The 15436-nt window shown below is 40.3% G+C and carries 16 protein-coding genes and 16 tRNA genes; 9 read left to right on the top strand and 23 right to left on the bottom strand.

The genetic code is table 11. The annotated features are described in order from the left end of the window. Positions 1-18 precede the first annotated feature (18 nt). The 3 genes from FR932_RS03285 to seqA form a co-directional block, all read right to left on the bottom strand. Positions 19-813 carry an ABC transporter ATP-binding protein gene (locus tag FR932_RS03285; RefSeq protein ID WP_019440972.1) on the bottom strand — a complete coding sequence of 265 codons (795 nt, stop codon included), beginning with the start codon at positions 811-813 and terminating at the stop codon, positions 19-21. A gap of 16 nt (positions 814-829) precedes the next feature. Continuing rightward, positions 830-1849 carry a vitamin B12 ABC transporter permease BtuC gene (btuC, locus tag FR932_RS03280; RefSeq protein WP_019440971.1) on the bottom strand — a complete coding sequence of 340 codons (1020 nt, stop codon included), beginning with the start codon at positions 1847-1849 and terminating at the stop codon, positions 830-832. A gap of 110 nt (positions 1850-1959) precedes the next feature. Further along, positions 1960-2586, bottom strand: a complete 627-nt coding sequence (seqA, locus tag FR932_RS03275; RefSeq protein ID WP_019440970.1) for a replication initiation negative regulator SeqA — start codon at positions 2584-2586, stop codon at positions 1960-1962. Positions 2587-2756: 170 nt separating this feature from the next. Here seqA and FR932_RS03270 point away from each other — a divergent pair, with 170 nt between their 5' ends. The 4 genes from FR932_RS03270 to fldA all read left to right on the top strand — a co-directional run bounded on the left by FR932_RS03270 (position 2757) and on the right by fldA (position 4677). Then, positions 2757-3524, top strand: a complete 768-nt coding sequence (locus FR932_RS03270) for an alpha/beta fold hydrolase (protein ID WP_019440969.1) — start codon at positions 2757-2759, stop codon at positions 3522-3524. A 70-nt stretch (positions 3525-3594) separates the two neighbouring features. After that, the gene (locus FR932_RS03265) at positions 3595-3810 is read left to right on the top strand and encodes a DUF2788 domain-containing protein (protein ID WP_019440968.1); all 216 of its coding nucleotides are present in this window, start codon (positions 3595-3597) and stop codon (positions 3808-3810) included. Between the two features lie 34 nt (positions 3811-3844). Continuing rightward, positions 3845-4117 carry a LexA regulated protein gene (gene ybfE, locus FR932_RS03260; RefSeq protein WP_019440967.1) on the top strand — a complete coding sequence of 91 codons (273 nt, stop codon included), beginning with the start codon at positions 3845-3847 and terminating at the stop codon, positions 4115-4117. 32 nt (positions 4118-4149) lie between these two features. Next, entirely contained in the window at positions 4150-4677 is a 528-nt protein-coding gene (gene fldA, locus FR932_RS03255; protein WP_019440966.1) for a flavodoxin FldA, read from the top strand. A 158-nt stretch (positions 4678-4835) separates the two neighbouring features. On the opposite strand, the gene FR932_RS03250 is transcribed toward fldA, so the two are convergent. After that, positions 4836-5330 (bottom strand): DUF4442 domain-containing protein, encoded by a 495-nt coding sequence (locus tag FR932_RS03250; RefSeq protein ID WP_019440965.1) that lies wholly within the window; start codon positions 5328-5330, stop codon positions 4836-4838. A gap of 180 nt (positions 5331-5510) precedes the next feature. On the opposite strand from FR932_RS03250, the gene fur reads away from it, so the two are divergent. Next, complete coding sequence (fur, locus tag FR932_RS03245; protein WP_019440964.1) at positions 5511-5936, top strand: ferric iron uptake transcriptional regulator; 426 nt, start codon at positions 5511-5513, stop codon at positions 5934-5936. Positions 5937-6062: 126 nt separating this feature from the next. On the opposite strand, the gene glnS is transcribed toward fur, so the two are convergent. Further along, positions 6063-7706 carry a glutamine--tRNA ligase gene (gene glnS / locus FR932_RS03240; RefSeq protein WP_019440963.1) on the bottom strand — a complete coding sequence of 548 codons (1644 nt, stop codon included), beginning with the start codon at positions 7704-7706 and terminating at the stop codon, positions 6063-6065. A gap of 220 nt (positions 7707-7926) precedes the next feature. Between glnS and FR932_RS03235 the strand changes: the two genes are divergently transcribed. Next, entirely contained in the window at positions 7927-8307 is a 381-nt protein-coding gene (locus FR932_RS03235) for a type IV pilin protein (RefSeq protein WP_019440962.1), read from the top strand. Between the two features lie 77 nt (positions 8308-8384). On the opposite strand, the gene rfaH is transcribed toward FR932_RS03235, so the two are convergent. Then, entirely contained in the window at positions 8385-8912 is a 528-nt protein-coding gene (rfaH, locus tag FR932_RS03230) for a transcription/translation regulatory transformer protein RfaH (protein WP_019440961.1), read from the bottom strand. A 332-nt stretch (positions 8913-9244) separates the two neighbouring features. On the opposite strand from rfaH, the gene FR932_RS03225 reads away from it, so the two are divergent. From FR932_RS03225 to FR932_RS03215, 3 genes are all read left to right on the top strand, one after another. Further along, a complete protein-coding gene (locus tag FR932_RS03225; protein ID WP_019440960.1) occupies positions 9245-10693 on the top strand; it encodes a peptide MFS transporter in 1449 nt (482 codons plus the stop codon). A 140-nt stretch (positions 10694-10833) separates the two neighbouring features. Then, positions 10834-11379: a septation protein A gene (locus tag FR932_RS03220; RefSeq protein ID WP_019440959.1), complete on the top strand. Its 546-nt coding sequence runs from the start codon at positions 10834-10836 to the stop codon at positions 11377-11379. Positions 11380-11657: 278 nt separating this feature from the next. Further along, positions 11658-12047 carry a ComEA family DNA-binding protein gene (locus FR932_RS03215; RefSeq protein WP_019440958.1) on the top strand — a complete coding sequence of 130 codons (390 nt, stop codon included), beginning with the start codon at positions 11658-11660 and terminating at the stop codon, positions 12045-12047. A gap of 101 nt (positions 12048-12148) precedes the next feature. Here FR932_RS03215 and nadA read toward each other — a convergent pair whose 3' ends face one another. The 17 genes from nadA to FR932_RS03130 form a co-directional block, all read right to left on the bottom strand. Beyond that, entirely contained in the window at positions 12149-13156 is a 1008-nt protein-coding gene (nadA, locus tag FR932_RS03210; RefSeq protein WP_019628933.1) for a quinolinate synthase NadA, read from the bottom strand. 168 nt (positions 13157-13324) lie between these two features. Next, positions 13325-13400, bottom strand: a tRNA-Lys gene (locus FR932_RS03205). Between the two features lie 99 nt (positions 13401-13499). Further along, positions 13500-13575: transfer RNA gene (locus tag FR932_RS03200), tRNA-Val, on the bottom strand. 38 nt (positions 13576-13613) lie between these two features. Continuing rightward, positions 13614-13690 (bottom strand) — tRNA-Met (locus FR932_RS03195). A 50-nt stretch (positions 13691-13740) separates the two neighbouring features. Then, positions 13741-13816 (bottom strand) — tRNA-Lys (locus FR932_RS03190). 52 nt (positions 13817-13868) lie between these two features. Continuing rightward, positions 13869-13944, bottom strand: a tRNA-Val gene (locus FR932_RS03185). A 39-nt stretch (positions 13945-13983) separates the two neighbouring features. Next, a tRNA-Met gene (locus FR932_RS03180) sits at positions 13984-14060 on the bottom strand. A gap of 49 nt (positions 14061-14109) precedes the next feature. Continuing rightward, a tRNA-Lys gene (locus FR932_RS03175) sits at positions 14110-14185 on the bottom strand. A 60-nt stretch (positions 14186-14245) separates the two neighbouring features. Next, positions 14246-14321 (bottom strand) — tRNA-Val (locus FR932_RS03170). Between the two features lie 29 nt (positions 14322-14350). After that, a tRNA-Lys gene (locus FR932_RS03165) sits at positions 14351-14426 on the bottom strand. A 77-nt stretch (positions 14427-14503) separates the two neighbouring features. Then, positions 14504-14579: transfer RNA gene (locus tag FR932_RS03160), tRNA-Val, on the bottom strand. Positions 14580-14618: 39 nt separating this feature from the next. After that, a tRNA-Met gene (locus tag FR932_RS03155) sits at positions 14619-14695 on the bottom strand. A 38-nt stretch (positions 14696-14733) separates the two neighbouring features. Beyond that, positions 14734-14809, bottom strand: a tRNA-Lys gene (locus FR932_RS03150). A 79-nt stretch (positions 14810-14888) separates the two neighbouring features. Further along, positions 14889-14964, bottom strand: a tRNA-Val gene (locus FR932_RS03145). A 31-nt stretch (positions 14965-14995) separates the two neighbouring features. Further along, positions 14996-15072: transfer RNA gene (locus FR932_RS03140), tRNA-Met, on the bottom strand. Between the two features lie 45 nt (positions 15073-15117). Beyond that, positions 15118-15193 (bottom strand) — tRNA-Val (locus FR932_RS03135). A gap of 29 nt (positions 15194-15222) precedes the next feature. Then, positions 15223-15299: transfer RNA gene (locus tag FR932_RS03130), tRNA-Met, on the bottom strand. Positions 15300-15436: the final 137 nt, after the last annotated feature.

The following is a 15436-nucleotide window of genomic DNA, read 5'->3' as shown; positions in this document are numbered from 1 at the left end:
AAGCCCCACTAAAGCGCACTAAACTGAGCGAGACAGCGCCGCTGATACAATGAATTGACGTCCATTCACAGCCAACAACTCAGTATCAACATCATAGACTTGTTTGATGGTACCGACTGTTAATACGTCATTGGCGTCACCTTGCCCAACAACCCGTCCTGAATTTAATAATAACACTTCCGATGCATGATTAAGTGCAAGGTTAAGATCGTGGATAGATGCGATAACCGTAATACCTTGCAGTGAAAACTCTTTGAGTATCTGTAGTACTTCAATTTGATGCTTCAAATCAAGCCCAGTTAATGGTTCATCTAACAAGCACAATACAGATTGCGGATTCAATTTTGGCGATACCTGCACTACTGTACGCGCGATCAAAACACGTTGCCATTCACCACCAGATAATTGGTCACAATTGCGCGTGACTAGCTTGGCTATATCCAAGCGCGTTAATAGCTGATTGATCACCAGACAAGCCTGCTCATCCTCTAAGTTGATGCCTAGCGGATGTAAACCAAGTGCAATGAACTGATACACAGGAATTGCAAACGGCGGTGGCGAGGCTTGTGGTAACCATGCTCGTTGCAGTGCAAGTTCTGAAATGGGATAATCCGCAACGCGACGACCAGCCAAGGAATATGCACCTTGGCAAGCTGGTGAGTGCCCAGCAAGTAGTGATAACAGCGTGCTTTTACCACTCCCGTTAGGTCCTAATAAAAATAGACAGCTGCCTTCATCTACTGAGATATTGATATCATGTAAACGTTGCTGATAATTAATCGCGATTAACTTTATTATTTCAGATGAATTCATAGAATCTTCCCGAGCTTTAGATATCTTGCTTGCGTAATAACAGATAGATAAAGAATGGCGCGCCAAGGCTAGCGGTGATTGCACCGACTGGTAGCTCAGCAGTTGCAAATGCACTGCGGGCGATCAAATCCGCTAATAATAAAAAACTCGCCCCAAGTAATGCCGATGCAGGCACTAAAAAGCGCAACTGACTGGTCACCAATATGCGCAGGATATGCGGGATAACAAGACCGATGAAACTAATAACCCCCGCCATTGATACTGATATTCCCGTGAGAACCGCGACGCATAAGATAAGTTGAATACGTAACTTCGGTACATCAATACCAGATTGAAAAGCGCCTTGTTCACCAAACTGTAAAAGATTCAACGCATCAATACGGCGCATGATCCACAAAAAACTTAAAACAAGTGGTATCACCGCGATATAAATGAGATCTGCTCCGTAGGCTAAATTACCCATCATCCAATACAACATTTGACGCATGCTACTGTCATCTGAAAAATACAGTAACCAAGTCATAATAGCACCCGAGAAAATGCCAATCGCCACACCTAATAGCAATATTTTGGTGGTTGGTAAATTATTTTTAGTCACTTGATACAACAGACCGGTAACTAGGCTAGCACCAACAAAAGCCGACAATGGCAAGATATACTGCTGCAGCCCAGCCCACTGTGGCAATAGCGAATCAAGTAGCACAATTGATAATACCGCAAACAAGCTCGCAAACGATGAAATGCCAATCACCCCAGGCTCAGCCAGCGAATTAGCCAGTAATACCTGCAAGATACACCCAGCAACAGCTAAAGCAGCACCCACTAAAATAGCCGTCACAATGCGGGGAAGACGTAATTCAAACAGCACTTGTTGTTGTAAAGGTGATAGGCCATTCACTATGTCATCGATAGCAATACTAAAATTACCAGACGCTAGAGAAATAAAACTAACCACCACCAAAAAGGTGGCTAAAAAAATAAGCGTCGTGCGACTTTTTTGTGTACTAGCACGCTGTAGTTGGAGGAGGTCGATCATACTTTAAATTGAAATCGGAATTGGGATTCTGAAGGAAACAGACAAGGTACTTTAAATAATGTCAGCATAACGCTTAAGCACATTTTAAATACCTTGCCAGTAGGCTGTAATTAGATAGATTGACTTACAGCATCAATTAGCGCATGGGTATAGCCCATTTCAGCCATTAGCTGCGTAATTATATTACGTTTGCGCCCCGTATTGGTATTAGTGATAACCCAATATGGTGTGTTTTCGATGTGGCGCGGTTTAGTCGTGCTACCTGCGCTTAACAATTCACTTTCAGATTTTGCAAAGTAAATACGTTTACGACCTTTAATATCAGTCGCACTATCAAACTCTTTCGGGTTTTCAGCATACAACACAGATAAAATCTGGATAAACTTAGTAACCGAAACAGTTGTTTCTTTAAATTTCTTATTTTTAATAAGCTTAGCGATACTGGCTGGCAATGTAGAATGGCTAACAACCTCTACAGCTGTTTCTACCACAATAGGTGCAGATACAGGCGTAGGTTCTTCTTCTACAACTACCGGTGATTTAGTTACCGTTTGCTTAGTCTCACTGTTGGTGTCCACTGCATGCGGCTGCGATTCTTCAACATTCGTTAAATCTGCAGAAACATTTGCTGATACATCAAGTAAGCGACGTAAAATATCTGATGCACTTTCGCCAATATCTTTCGTTTGACTAGCAATATAACGATATAGGTCGTCTTCAAGCTCAATCGTTTTCATATTTAACTAGTGAATCCTTGCTTATAAATTTGGTTTAATTATACCTTGTGAATAGATTTCTCTCTATGCTTATAAGCAAAATATTACCTCTATGGTGCATTTGTCGACAATTCATACACGACATTGACCTAATTATTGCGGTAGAATCAGCCACAATAACGGAGAGATATATGTTACTTAATCACAAAATATACGGTCAGGGTGTTCCTGTGATCGTTATCCATGGTTTATTTGGCAGTGCGACTAACTTAGGCATGCTTATTAAACAACTAAAAACTGATTATCAAGTCATTGCTGTTGATGTCAGAAACCATGGCTTATCTATGCGTCATGATAGTATGCATTATGATGATATGGCAAATGATATTATTCAGTTAATGGATCATTTAACGATCGAGCAAGCGCACATTGTCGGTCATTCGATGGGCGGTAAGATCGCGATGCGTACCGCGCTTAACTTTCCAACCCGCGTAAGTAGTTTAGCGGTTGCCGATATTGCCCCTGTTAATTACCCGCCCCGACATGATAATGTTTTTGCTGGTCTCAAAAACATCCCACTTGCCGATATAACAACACGCAGTGATGCACAAGCTAAACTGGCGGAACATGTTGAAGAAGCGGGAGTACAGCAATTCCTACTCAAAGGGTTATACAAAAATACCCAAGGTCAATATGGCTTTTACTATGCATTAGACACCATCATTGCACAGTACGATGCCATTTCTGACTGGCCAGAGACAAATAAACAGTATGATAAACCAGTACTATTTATCAAAGGCATGAACTCAGACTATATAACCAGTGCGCATAAATCTGCCATTGCGCAATACTTCCCCCACGCCAAGGCAAAGCTAGTACAAGGCACAGGGCACTGGCTACACGCCGAAAAACCAGTGATATTTAATAAAATAATAGTCGACTTTTTATTTAGTCATTAGCCACATTGTGATATATTCGCTCACTCGTACTCTTAGTAAATACTGTCATGTACTCTAGGTGAAAATTGATATGTTGTATGAATACATTGACTTAATTGAAGCGGTAGGCATTAAGCTATTTTTTGTCGCTCTGTTTTTCTTAATCGGCATGGCAATTCAAGATGTGCTTAAAAAAGGTAACGTGCCTAAATTTGGACGTATCGCCGTTTGGTTTGTACTCTGCTTTGGTATGGCTGGTTTTGTGTTTAAAGAAATATTGATCACTGTCTGGGAAACTCAGATTTAATTACTAATACTATAACTGCAATGGCGAAAATAACGTGGCAAAGGAAAGTTTAGATAGAACCACGATTGACCTTTTTGCAGAAGAGAAGCGTGCTGGTAGACCTAAAACTAGCCCACTCTCACGTAAAGAGCAGTTGAGACACAGTAAACGTAATCAATTGAGCCGTGATAAGGCTAATGGATTAAAACGTATTGAATTAAAAGTCGAACAAGACTTATTTGATATGTTAAATTTGCAAGCAAAAAGTGCTAATATGACTCGCAGTGAATATATACAACAATTATTGCAGACTCATGTAGCAAGATAAGTTTAAATTCAAAATATTAGGATAATTTAAGAATGGCTAGCGTAGGCTTATTTTTTGGTAGTGACACTGGTAACACTGAAGTAGTTGCTAAGATGATCCAGAAACAACTGGGTAAACAGCTTGTTGATGTTAAAGACATTGCAAAATCAACAACTGCAGATATTAACGAGTTCAGCCTATTAATTTTAGGTATTCCGACTTGGTATTATGGCGAATCTCAATGTGATTGGGATGATTTCATGCCATCACTAGAAGAAATCGATTTTTCTGATAAGCTCGTTGCAATCTTCGGTTGCGGTGACCAAGAAGATTACGCTGAGTATTTCCTTGATGCAATGGGCACACTACGTGACGTTGTTGAAGCAAAAGGTGGGACATTAATCGGTGAATGGCCAACTGAAGGTTATGATTTCGAAGCATCGAAAGCATTAACAGATGACAATCACTTCGTTGGTTTAGGTATCGATGAAGATCGCCAACCTGAATTAACTGCAGAACGTGTTGAAGCTTGGGTAAAACAGATCCACAGCGAAATGTGCCTTGCTGAACTAGAAGACTAATCTTTTAGTTCATAACCAAACGGCTTCAAGGTAGGCAATCTACATGCTTGAGTCGCTTGGTTAGCGAATAAGAAAAGTAACAAGCAGTAAAAAGAAGAAAACGTTCCTGACGTCGTCTCTTTTACTGCTATTTTCCTATTCTTCTTTCTATCTTCACCTTAAGCCGTAGCGACTGCATCTTGCGGAACACAATACTGCTCTTTTTTACGAATATAGAGCGTACGCTTAATTTTTGCGACTTTCGTCCCCTTGGTATCTTTAATTAACACCTCAAATTGAGGGAATATTTTCTGCCCTGTTTTTGTTGCTTCAACAATCTCGGCGATCTGCTGAGGGCTCAGTTCAAACTCAGCCAACAAACGTTTTTTACCAGGGGCTATATATTCAATTTCAGCAGCCTTATCCCAAACCACATACTCTTTCCCCAGAATGCCCATGAACATTAACGGATAAATAGGATCTGTCATCGAAAACATACTACCGCCATATTGAGTACGGTTAGCATTCTTGTTCCACCAACGAAACTTTAGTGATACTTTACAACGTAAATAATCCGCTGATAACGCATCAATACGAATACCCGCCCCACGAAAAGGCGGCCATAGATTAAGACCCGTTTGAATAACTTTAGAATATTTAAAAAATTGTTGCATTTCACCCTCATTACACACGCCCTGGTCATACCAGACTAAACTAATTGCAGATTAACACTTAAATTTATGCATTTAAATCCCGCTTTAACAAATATGAGGTTTATTGTTTTTGCGTCTCGTCATATAATGACTAAGAATATAAAGAAAAAATACTCTTCTCTATTTTAAAATGAGTACGTTATGACTGATAGAAAAAGCGCATTAAAAAAAGCAGGGTTAAAAATAACGCTGCCAAGAATTAAAATTTTAGAATTATTACAACTCCCTAGCAGTCAACATACTAGTGCCGAAGACTTATACAAACAATTGCTTAGTAAAGGCGAAGAAATTGGTCTAGCAACAGTATATCGAGTACTTAACCAATTTGATGATGCGGGTATTGTGACACGCCATTACTTCGAAGGCGGTAAATCGGTGTTTGAATTGGCAACTCAAGATCACCACGATCACCTAGTATGCCTTGATTGTGGCCACGTAATTGAATTTCATGATGACTTGATCGAAGATCGTCAACGTGATATTGCAGCTGAGAATGGAATGTCATTACAAGCCCACAGTTTATACCTGTATGGTCGCTCATTAGATGGCAAGTGTAACCATAAATAGTTGTACTTTAAACTACAGATAAATAAAAAGGAGCCAATCAGCTCCTTTTTTTATACATTTTTTCATGTTAGATAACGCCAAGAACGTTAAATAACACCAAGAAATAAATTTCTTGGTGTTTCGTACTTAGCCGCGTAAAGATACAGTACGGTTAAACACGAGTTTATCCGCTGTTGAATCTTTATCTGCGCAGAAGTAACCTTCACGTTCAAACTGGTATGCGCTTTCAGCTTGCGCTGTCACAAGACCTGGTTCAACTTTAGCTGTTTTAATCACAACTAATGATTCTTCATTCAGTGCTTCTTCTAATGTTTCCACACTTGCAGGATCTTCTATTTTAAATAGACGGTCATAAACACGTACTTCTGCATCAACAGAACCTGTCGCAGATACCCAATGAATAACACCTTTTGCTTTACGACCATCACTTGGGTTTTTACCCAATGTTTCATCGTCGTAAGTACAGTGAATTTCAGTGATGTTACCTTCGTCATCTTTAACAACGTCGTCAGCTCTAACGATATAAGCATTACGTAAACGTACTTCTTTACCTAATACTAAACGTTTGTATTTCTTGTTCGCTTCTTCACGGAAATCCGCACGATCAATAAATAATTCACGGCCAAATGGCAGTGTACGGTTACCCATGTCTAATTTAGGGTGAGCTGGTGCAATTAATTGCTCTGTTTGATCTTCAGGATAGTTAGTAATCACTAATTTAATCGGATCAAGTACTGCCATTGCACGTGGTGCTGAGTTCTCTAAATCTTCACGGATACACGCTTCTAACATGCCCATTTCAATTGTGTTGATCTGCTTAGTAACACCAATACGCTTACAGAATTCGCGGATTGACGCAGCTGTATAACCACGGCGACGTAAACCAGCAATTGTTGGCATACGCGGATCATCCCAACCACTAACGTGATTTTCTGTTACTAATGCATTCAACTTACGCTTAGACATCATCGTGAATTCGATATTCAAACGAGAGAATTCGTATTGACGTGGGCGGCAATCAATTGAGATATTATCTAATACCCAATCGTAAACACGACGGTTGTCTTGGAATTCTAGCGTACAGATAGAGTGTGAAATACCTTCTATCGCATCAGAAATACAGTGGGTGAAATCGTACATTGGGTAAATGCACCATTTGTCGCCAGTCTGGTGATGGTGAGCACGTTTAATACGGTAAAGCACAGGATCACGCATACACATGAACGATGACGTCATGTCAATTTTAGCACGTAAACAACATTCACCATCGGCAAAACCAGCATCACGCATTTTGTTAAATAACGCGAGGTTTTCTTCGATGCTCGTTTCACGGAATGGGCTATTTTTACCCGGCTTATTCAGCGTGCCACGATATTCACGTGTTTCTTCTGCATTTAAGAAACAAACATAGGCTTTGCCCGCTTGGATCAATTCAACCGCATACTCGAATAACTTATCGAAATAGTTTGATGAATAACGAACGTCGCCATCCCAATTAAACCCTAACCACTTCACGTCTTCTTGGATCGCATGAACGTAATCAATGTCTTCTTTTTCTGGGTTCGTATCATCAAAACGTAGATTACACTGTCCCTGGTAATCGTCAGCAATACCAAAATTCAAACAAATAGATTTGGCATGACCAATATGCAAAAAGCCATTCGGCTCTGGCGGAAAACGCGTATGCACATTAGTGTGTTTGCCGGAATTTAAATCTTCATCAATAATCTGACGAATAAAGTTCGTTGGGCGTACTTCGGCCTGACTCATTCCTTACCTCAAACAGTAAATTTTTCATAAAATAGTGAACAATGATCTAACAAAATGCCGTCAGACACAACAACTAAATGCGAACGCAGGTCAGTTAGCCTTGTTCCAGCCCTATTAACTTCAGCTTAAACCTTATCACTGTCACAACATCGTCTAAAACATCACCAATGAATGACATCTTACCTAGACTCTAGCCAATGAAATAACAACAGGAAAGAAGATGCAGAAACAATTGATTTCATCAGGGTTTACACTCATTGAATTACTTACCACACTTGCGATCATGAGTATTTTGATTGGTGTTAGACTACCAAATTACCAACAGACTCTATTAAGCACATATCGTGATCAAGCTAAAATTAAGTTAACCACCATCAGCTTATTGCAAACAGACCACTATAGCCGTCATCAACAATATGTTGAGTTAAACCATTTGGCCATTGATCTCAGCAGCAACAAATATCAATACAGCTTACAACTCAATGAAAGCAACGGCTACAAAGTGGCGGCAACAGCACGAGATAATCAACGTCATGATAGTGAATGCCAAGAATTGAGTTTAGATCATAACCTAACCCGTTTACCTGCAGCTTGCTGGTAATGCCCAAGGGGGGGAAGAAGCTACAGTAGAAGAAAGCTTATCTGTTCCCTTATGCAACAGATAAGCGAAGGAGTAATCTAGGACTGTTTACACTTTGATTTACTTTTAATCTCTGTGTTAGCGATACACAGTGTCGTCACATTATGGATCAAATTTATCAGTAGTACAGAGCGCTCTAGCCCATCTTTACACTGATAAATAGCCTCAATGCCTTTAAAAGGACCATCCTGAATGATCACTGCCTCGCCTTCGTCATATGCGATGACGGCATTGACAGCTTTATCTCGGCATAATTGCTTGGCTTTCAACTCAGCCACCAAGGCTGTTGGCACTTTAGTATAATTAGCACCACACTTCACAAAATCAATCACACCACGCGTAGAACGTATGCTATTAAAATTGGCCGTCCGTTTATCTATTTCGACAAATAAGTAGTTAGGAAAAATGACAACGTTTTGACACGTGAGTTTGTTGCGCACTTTTTTCTCGATTTTCATCGTTGGAAAAAAACTGTCAATCCCTTGATTTTCAAGATTTGTAAGAGCTCTAAGCTCCTCTTTCCCTTTGCAGTACAACAAGTACCATTCTTTTTTTACATCCGCCATTTTGACTTGATTATCCTAATCATTATCACTCTTATAAGTTTACGTAATAATTAAAGAAATTAAAGCCTAAAAGTAATTTTGTGTAAAGTGCGCACAGCCTAACCATAAAGAACAATAAAAATAACACATACTTAACACCAAAATGACAATTGCCAGACATATATAGAACAAAAACTCAAATTAGGGTGACTCAGCTCCTACAATCAAGATTTCCCCTTGTGACCGCCTGCCAAAAGGGATATAAAAGAATTAATAGACTGATAAACGATAAATTGTCAGCATAAAACTACAAATATAAAAAACAAATACAAAAATACAAAACAGGCGATATTATGAATCCTAATAATTCAGATACATTTATGGGTCACCCAAAAGGGTTATTCCTTTTGTTCAGTACAGAAATGATGGAACGCTTTAGCTATTACGGCATGCGTGCAATTCTTGTTCTTTTTCTAGTCTCGGTTACACAAGACCAACAAGCTGCTGCACTATTAACCGATCCGAACTATCAAGCTGGTATGGCAGGTTTAGGCTGGAGCCAAGCTGACGCCCTTTCTCTTTACGGTACTTATACAGGCTTAGTTTACATCACCCCACTTATCGGTGGCTGGTTAGCAGATAACTTCCTAGGTCAACGTCGAAGTGTGATCATTGGTGGTGTATTAATGGCACTGGGTCAATTCTTATTATTTGCACCCATTGAAGCCTTATCGCTTAGCCCTACAGCAGGCCTTTATTTAGGTCTTGCATTTATCATTGCTGGTAACGGTATGTTTAAGCCAAACATCTCAACTATGGTTGGTGATTTATACGAAGAAGGTGATAACCGTCGTGATGGCGCATTTACTATCTTCTATATGGGTATTAACTTAGGCGCATTCTTGTCTGGTATTATGGTTGGTGCTGTTGTTGTTTACACTGGTGATTACAAATACGGTTTCTTAATGTCTGGTATCGCCATGGTACTGAGTGTTGTATTACAGAAACTATTTGCGAATAAATACTTAGGTAATATTGGCATTGAAGCAGCAGCGAAAAAAGAACTTGCTGCAAACAATGGTAAGAAACAAACGTTAACTGCAATTGAAGTTGATCGCCTTAAAGTTATCTTAATCTTAGGTCTATTCGTTATCATCTTCTGGGCAGGCTTTGAACAAGCCGGTGGTTTGATGAACCTGTACGCAAATGATTATACTGACCGTATGATTGGTGGTTTTGAAGTGCCAGTTGCTTGGTTCCAATCATTAAACCCGTTCTTCATTATTACCTGTGCGCCAATCGTGAGTATGATCTGGGTTAAAATGGGTCCTAAAGAACCGACATCACCAGTTAAATTTGCAATGGCGCTGATGATGCTAGCAATTGGTTTTGTATTCATGATCTTTGCGACACTAGAGCAAGGTGGTGATTTAACGGTTAAGACAAGCATGTACTGGTTAGTGGGTGCCTATTTCTTCCATACTATGGGTGAATTATGTCTTTCTCCAATCGGCCTATCTATGATCACTAAATTAGCGCCCCTACGCTTAGCATCACTGATGATGGGCGCTTGGTTTGGCTTTAACGCAATTGCAAATAAAGTGGCAGGTATGATTGGTTCGCAGATTGGTGAAGCTGGTCCAATGGCTATCTTTGGTGGTATTGCAATTGCTGCAGTGATTTCATCACTCATCCTATTTGCATCGGCACGTAAACTAATTTACTGGATGCACGGCGCAGAAGGCCAAGTTGTGAGTCAAGAAGAGACGTCAAATCAAAAACCGGCTGTAGCGACAGCCTAATAAAAAAGTGACGACATAAATAGTCACGATGTAAAAAATTTAAAGTTATGTAAAAACAGCCTCACCATGAGGCTGTTTTTTTATATCTGCAATTTTCATGATAGACTAACTTTCATCATTAGCCGTGAGCACAAAATTTTATGAAACAATTTAATGAATTTATTCCCCTGATCGTCTTTTTCGTTATTTATAAAATGTACGATATTTATTCTGCAACTGCAGCACTCATCGCAGTAACAGCATGTACGTTACTCTTTAGCTGGTTTAAATATCGCAAAGTTGAAAAAATGCAATTAATCACATTTGCGATGGTGACGGTATTTGGTGGTATCACCTTATTTACTCAGGATTCCAGCTTCATTAAATGGAAAGTAACCGTTATTTATTGCCTATTTTCAATTGTATTATTGGTTAGCCAGTATGGCTTTAAGCAAAACCTACTAAAGAAAATGCTCGGTAAAGAAATGGTGCTACCTGAATTTGTCTGGGCACGCGTCAATGCTGCATGGGCGATATTCTTCCTGGCGCTTGCCGGCCTGAACCATTACATTGCTTTCAACATGTCAGAAGAGCTATGGGTTGATTTTAAAGTATTTGGCGTGCTGGGTATCATGTTAGCCTTTACAATATTAACGGTAGTCTACCTTTATCGCTACATGCCAAAAGAAAACAGTGATAATAAATAACACAGACAGATAACTGGCTATTCGCTATCTGAGTACTGCATTTTATCGAACAACGATTGGTTCATTCAGTGCAGTACTTCTTCAAATACCCCTCCTTATAACGCCCTTAGAATGCCTAATACTTTCCTCACACCGCAAATTTGAGCATGCATATAATTCCTTATTCAAAGATGTGACAACTCGCACAGCGAGGGCATTGTTGACAACAAATAAAGCGCATGATGACTACAGTTTGATTCTGTAAGCACATTCGTTATTATCATATAGGAAAATTATAAATGCTTAAGAAAATGAATCGTATCGCACTCTATATTGCTGTTGCAGCCCCTTTACTATTATTGTCATCAGCCAATGCAGAGGAAGCTTTCATGCCCTCACTCACATCTATAAACCAAGAGGTTGATAGCAAAACTGAAACAACTGTATTTGATCTTAGCCATTCAACGGTATCCGCAAGCCCCCTACTCATGCCATTAAATATCAATACCGCCAATGAGTCACAGCTTACAGCACTGCCCGGGATTGGTGCTTATAAAGCCGCAAAGATAATACAGTGGCGTGACCACAATGGTGAATTTATCACAACTGAAGATTTAGCGAGTGTCAAAGGCATAGGACAAGCAACGATCACTAAGTTGGCAGGTAAAATAAGTGTGACCGATTTATAATATTACTGTAGATATAATACTGCTATAGATACAGTACAGTTATAGGCATAAAAAACCTGAAGCAAATGCATTCAGGTTTTTTATTTTAACGTATTAAACGCTTAGTTTGATACGTTAAAGTTTAACATACGCTCTAATGGAATAAGCGCTTTAACACGAATATCTTCATCAACAAAGACTTCATGACCATCATCATTAACTAACGATTCTTCAATCGCTTTAAGGCCGTTCATGCCCATCCAAGGGCACATAGCACAGCTACGACAACTTGCGCCGTTACCACCGGTTGGTGCTGCAATCATTTCTTTTTCCGGACAGGCTTGTTGCATCTTAAAGAAGATACCTTTATCCGTTGCCACAATCAGTTTTTGTTGTGGTAATTCTTTCGCCGCTTTAATCAGTTGACTAGTAGAGCCTACCGCATCAGCCAGGTCAATAACATCAGCTGGAGATTCAGGATGAACAAGAACCGCCGCTTCTGGATTTTCTGCTTTTAGACGTTTTAATGCCGACGCTTTAAATTCATCATGTACAATACAAGCGCCCTGCCAACGAACCATTTTCGCGCCAGTTTGCTTTTCAATCCAGGCTCCCAAATGACGATCTGGCCCCCAAATTAATTTCTTACCTTCACTATCAAGATGATCAACAACATCCAGTGCAATACTTGATGTGACCACCCAGTCAGCACGCGCTTTAACAGCGGCTGATGTATTCGCATAAACGACAACTGTATGGTCAGGGTGCGCGTCACAGAATGCTGAAAACTCTTTCACAGGACAACCGAGATCCAATGAACAAGTTGCATCTAGTGCAGGCATAATAATACGTTTACTAGGTGCTAAGATCTTAGCTGTTTCACCCATGAAGCGAACACCAGCAATAATAAGTGTTTTAGCTGGGTGGTTATTACCAAAGCGAGCCATTTCTAAAGAGTCAGCGACACAACCGCCAGTCTCTTCTGCAAGTGCTTGGATCTCAGGATCAGTATAATAGTGGGCAATTAATACAGCATCTTTTTCTTTTAAAAGCTGTTTAATACGTGCTTTATAATCCAGTTTTTCTTGTGCTGATAACGGAACTGGTTTTTGCGGGAATGGGTATTCCATTTCTACTACATTAGGGATCATAGCTAATTACTCAGTGCTCAAAAAATTAATCTTCGCGTATTATACATGGCATTGTCACGAAAACGTAACTTAGCGTGAACTTTTTTCAGCATAAACAAAAAAGCCTCGCTATTAGCGAGGCTTTTTTGTTTATCTTAACAAGATAATTGGTGGGCTGTGAAGGATTTGAACCTTCGACCAATTGATTAAAAGTCAACTGCTCTACCAACTGAGCTAACAGCCCTTTATTTTTATTGCCTCTTAACTGAGGTTGGTGTTTACGTCTTATGATGTAATCACCACAATTTACTATCACTATACCTTTGTATAATAACAATATAAGTGGTGGGTCCTACTGGGCTTGAACCAGTGACCCTCGCCTTGTAAGGGCGATGCTCTCCCAACTGAGCTAAGGACCCACATTATTTTTAGCGATAGTTTTATCTATCGTATAAACTGGTTGCGGGAGCAGGATTTGAACCTACGACCTTCGGGTTATGAGCCCGACGAGCTACCAAACTGCTCCATCCCGCGACAATGCTGTTACACTGTATCTCTAATAGTAAGAAATAACAGTAAGAAAGTGGTGGGCTGTGAAGGATTTGAACCTTCGACCAATTGATTAAAAGTCAACTGCTCTACCAACTGAGCTAACAGCCCCCATACTCTTTCTTTTATAGTTTTACGTCTTAAACGTAACACCACAATTAAGTGGTGGGTCCTACTGGGCTTGAACCAGTGACCCTCGCCTTGTAAGGGCGATGCTCTCCCAACTGAGCTAAGGACCCACATTATTTTTTAGCGATAGTTGTGGCTATCGTTTAAACTGGTTGCGGGAGCAGGATTTGAACCTACGACCTTCGGGTTATGAGCCCGACGAGCTACCAAACTGCTCCATCCCGCGACAATTTATTGTTTACTGTTTTTCTAAATAAGAAATAACAGTAAGAAGTTGGTGGGCTGTGAAGGATTTGAACCTTCGACCAATTGATTAAAAGTCAACTGCTCTACCAACTGAGCTAACAGCCCCAAATTCTTTTTTTAAATCCCGTTACTTATCTTATAAAAGATATAACCAGACTTAATAAATGGTGGGTCCTACTGGGCTTGAACCAGTGACCCTCGCCTTGTAAGGGCGATGCTCTCCCAACTGAGCTAAGGACCCAAATATTGTATTCGCATTACTAATTAAAGTGGTGGGCTGTGAAGGATTTGAACCTTCGACCAATTGATTAAAAGTCAACTGCTCTACCAACTGAGCTAACAGCCCTTTACTTTAACTGCTTCGATAAAAGTTGCTTTAACCGAAGTCTTATTGCTTATGTCCTAAGACATTCACCACAATAGTGGTGGGTCCTACTGGGCTTGAACCAGTGACCCTCGCCTTGTAAGGGCGATGCTCTCCCAACTGAGCTAAGGACCCACATTATTTTTTCTCGATAGTTGTGCCTATCGTTTAAACTGGTTGCGGGAGCAGGATTTGAACCTACGACCTTCGGGTTATGAGCCCGACGAGCTACCAAACTGCTCCATCCCGCGACAATTTTGTTTTCACTGTTTCTCTAATAGTAAGAAAGTGGTGGGCTGTGAAGGATTTGAACCTTCGACCAATTGATTAAAAGTCAACTGCTCTACCAACTGAGCTAACAGCCCCCCATAACCTTTCTTTATAAAGTCTCGTCACTTGTTTTATAATTTCATTATAAAATAGATAACCAAACCTAATAACTTGTGGTGGGTCCTACTGGGCTTGAACCAGTGACCCTCGCCTTGTAAGGGCGATGCTCTCCCAACTGAGCTAAGGACCCACAAATTTTGCTATTTACATAGCGAGCATATTGGTTGCGGGAGCAGGATTTGAACCTACGACCTTCGGGTTATGAGCCCGACGAGCTACCAAACTGCTCCATCCCGCGACAATATGTTTTCATTTAGCTTACGTTCGGATACGTAATTAAATGTGGTGGGTCCTACTGGGCTTGAACCAGTGACCCTCGCCTTGTAAGGGCGATGCTCTCCCAACTGAGCTAAGGACCCACAAATACCAAATAAATTGGTTATAGAAATGGTTGCGGGAGCAGGATTTGAACCTACGACCTTCGGGTTATGAGCCCGACGAGCTACCAAACTGCTCCATCCCGCGACAATCTATAATCAAGATGTTAATTAACCAAGCAAATTACTTTGTTTCGTTAACCCCCTGTCTCGATGGCGGCTATAATACTTTTTTCAGAAAACTCTGCAAGTAAAATCTGCTTAGAATCACAATTCAGTGATAAG

It is taken from the genome of Moritella marina ATCC 15381, assembly GCF_008931805.1.
Taxonomy (GTDB): domain Bacteria; phylum Pseudomonadota; class Gammaproteobacteria; order Enterobacterales; family Moritellaceae; genus Moritella; species Moritella marina.
The sequence above is the reverse complement of the archived record's forward strand: the minus strand, read 5'-3'. Positions and strand labels throughout refer to the sequence as shown.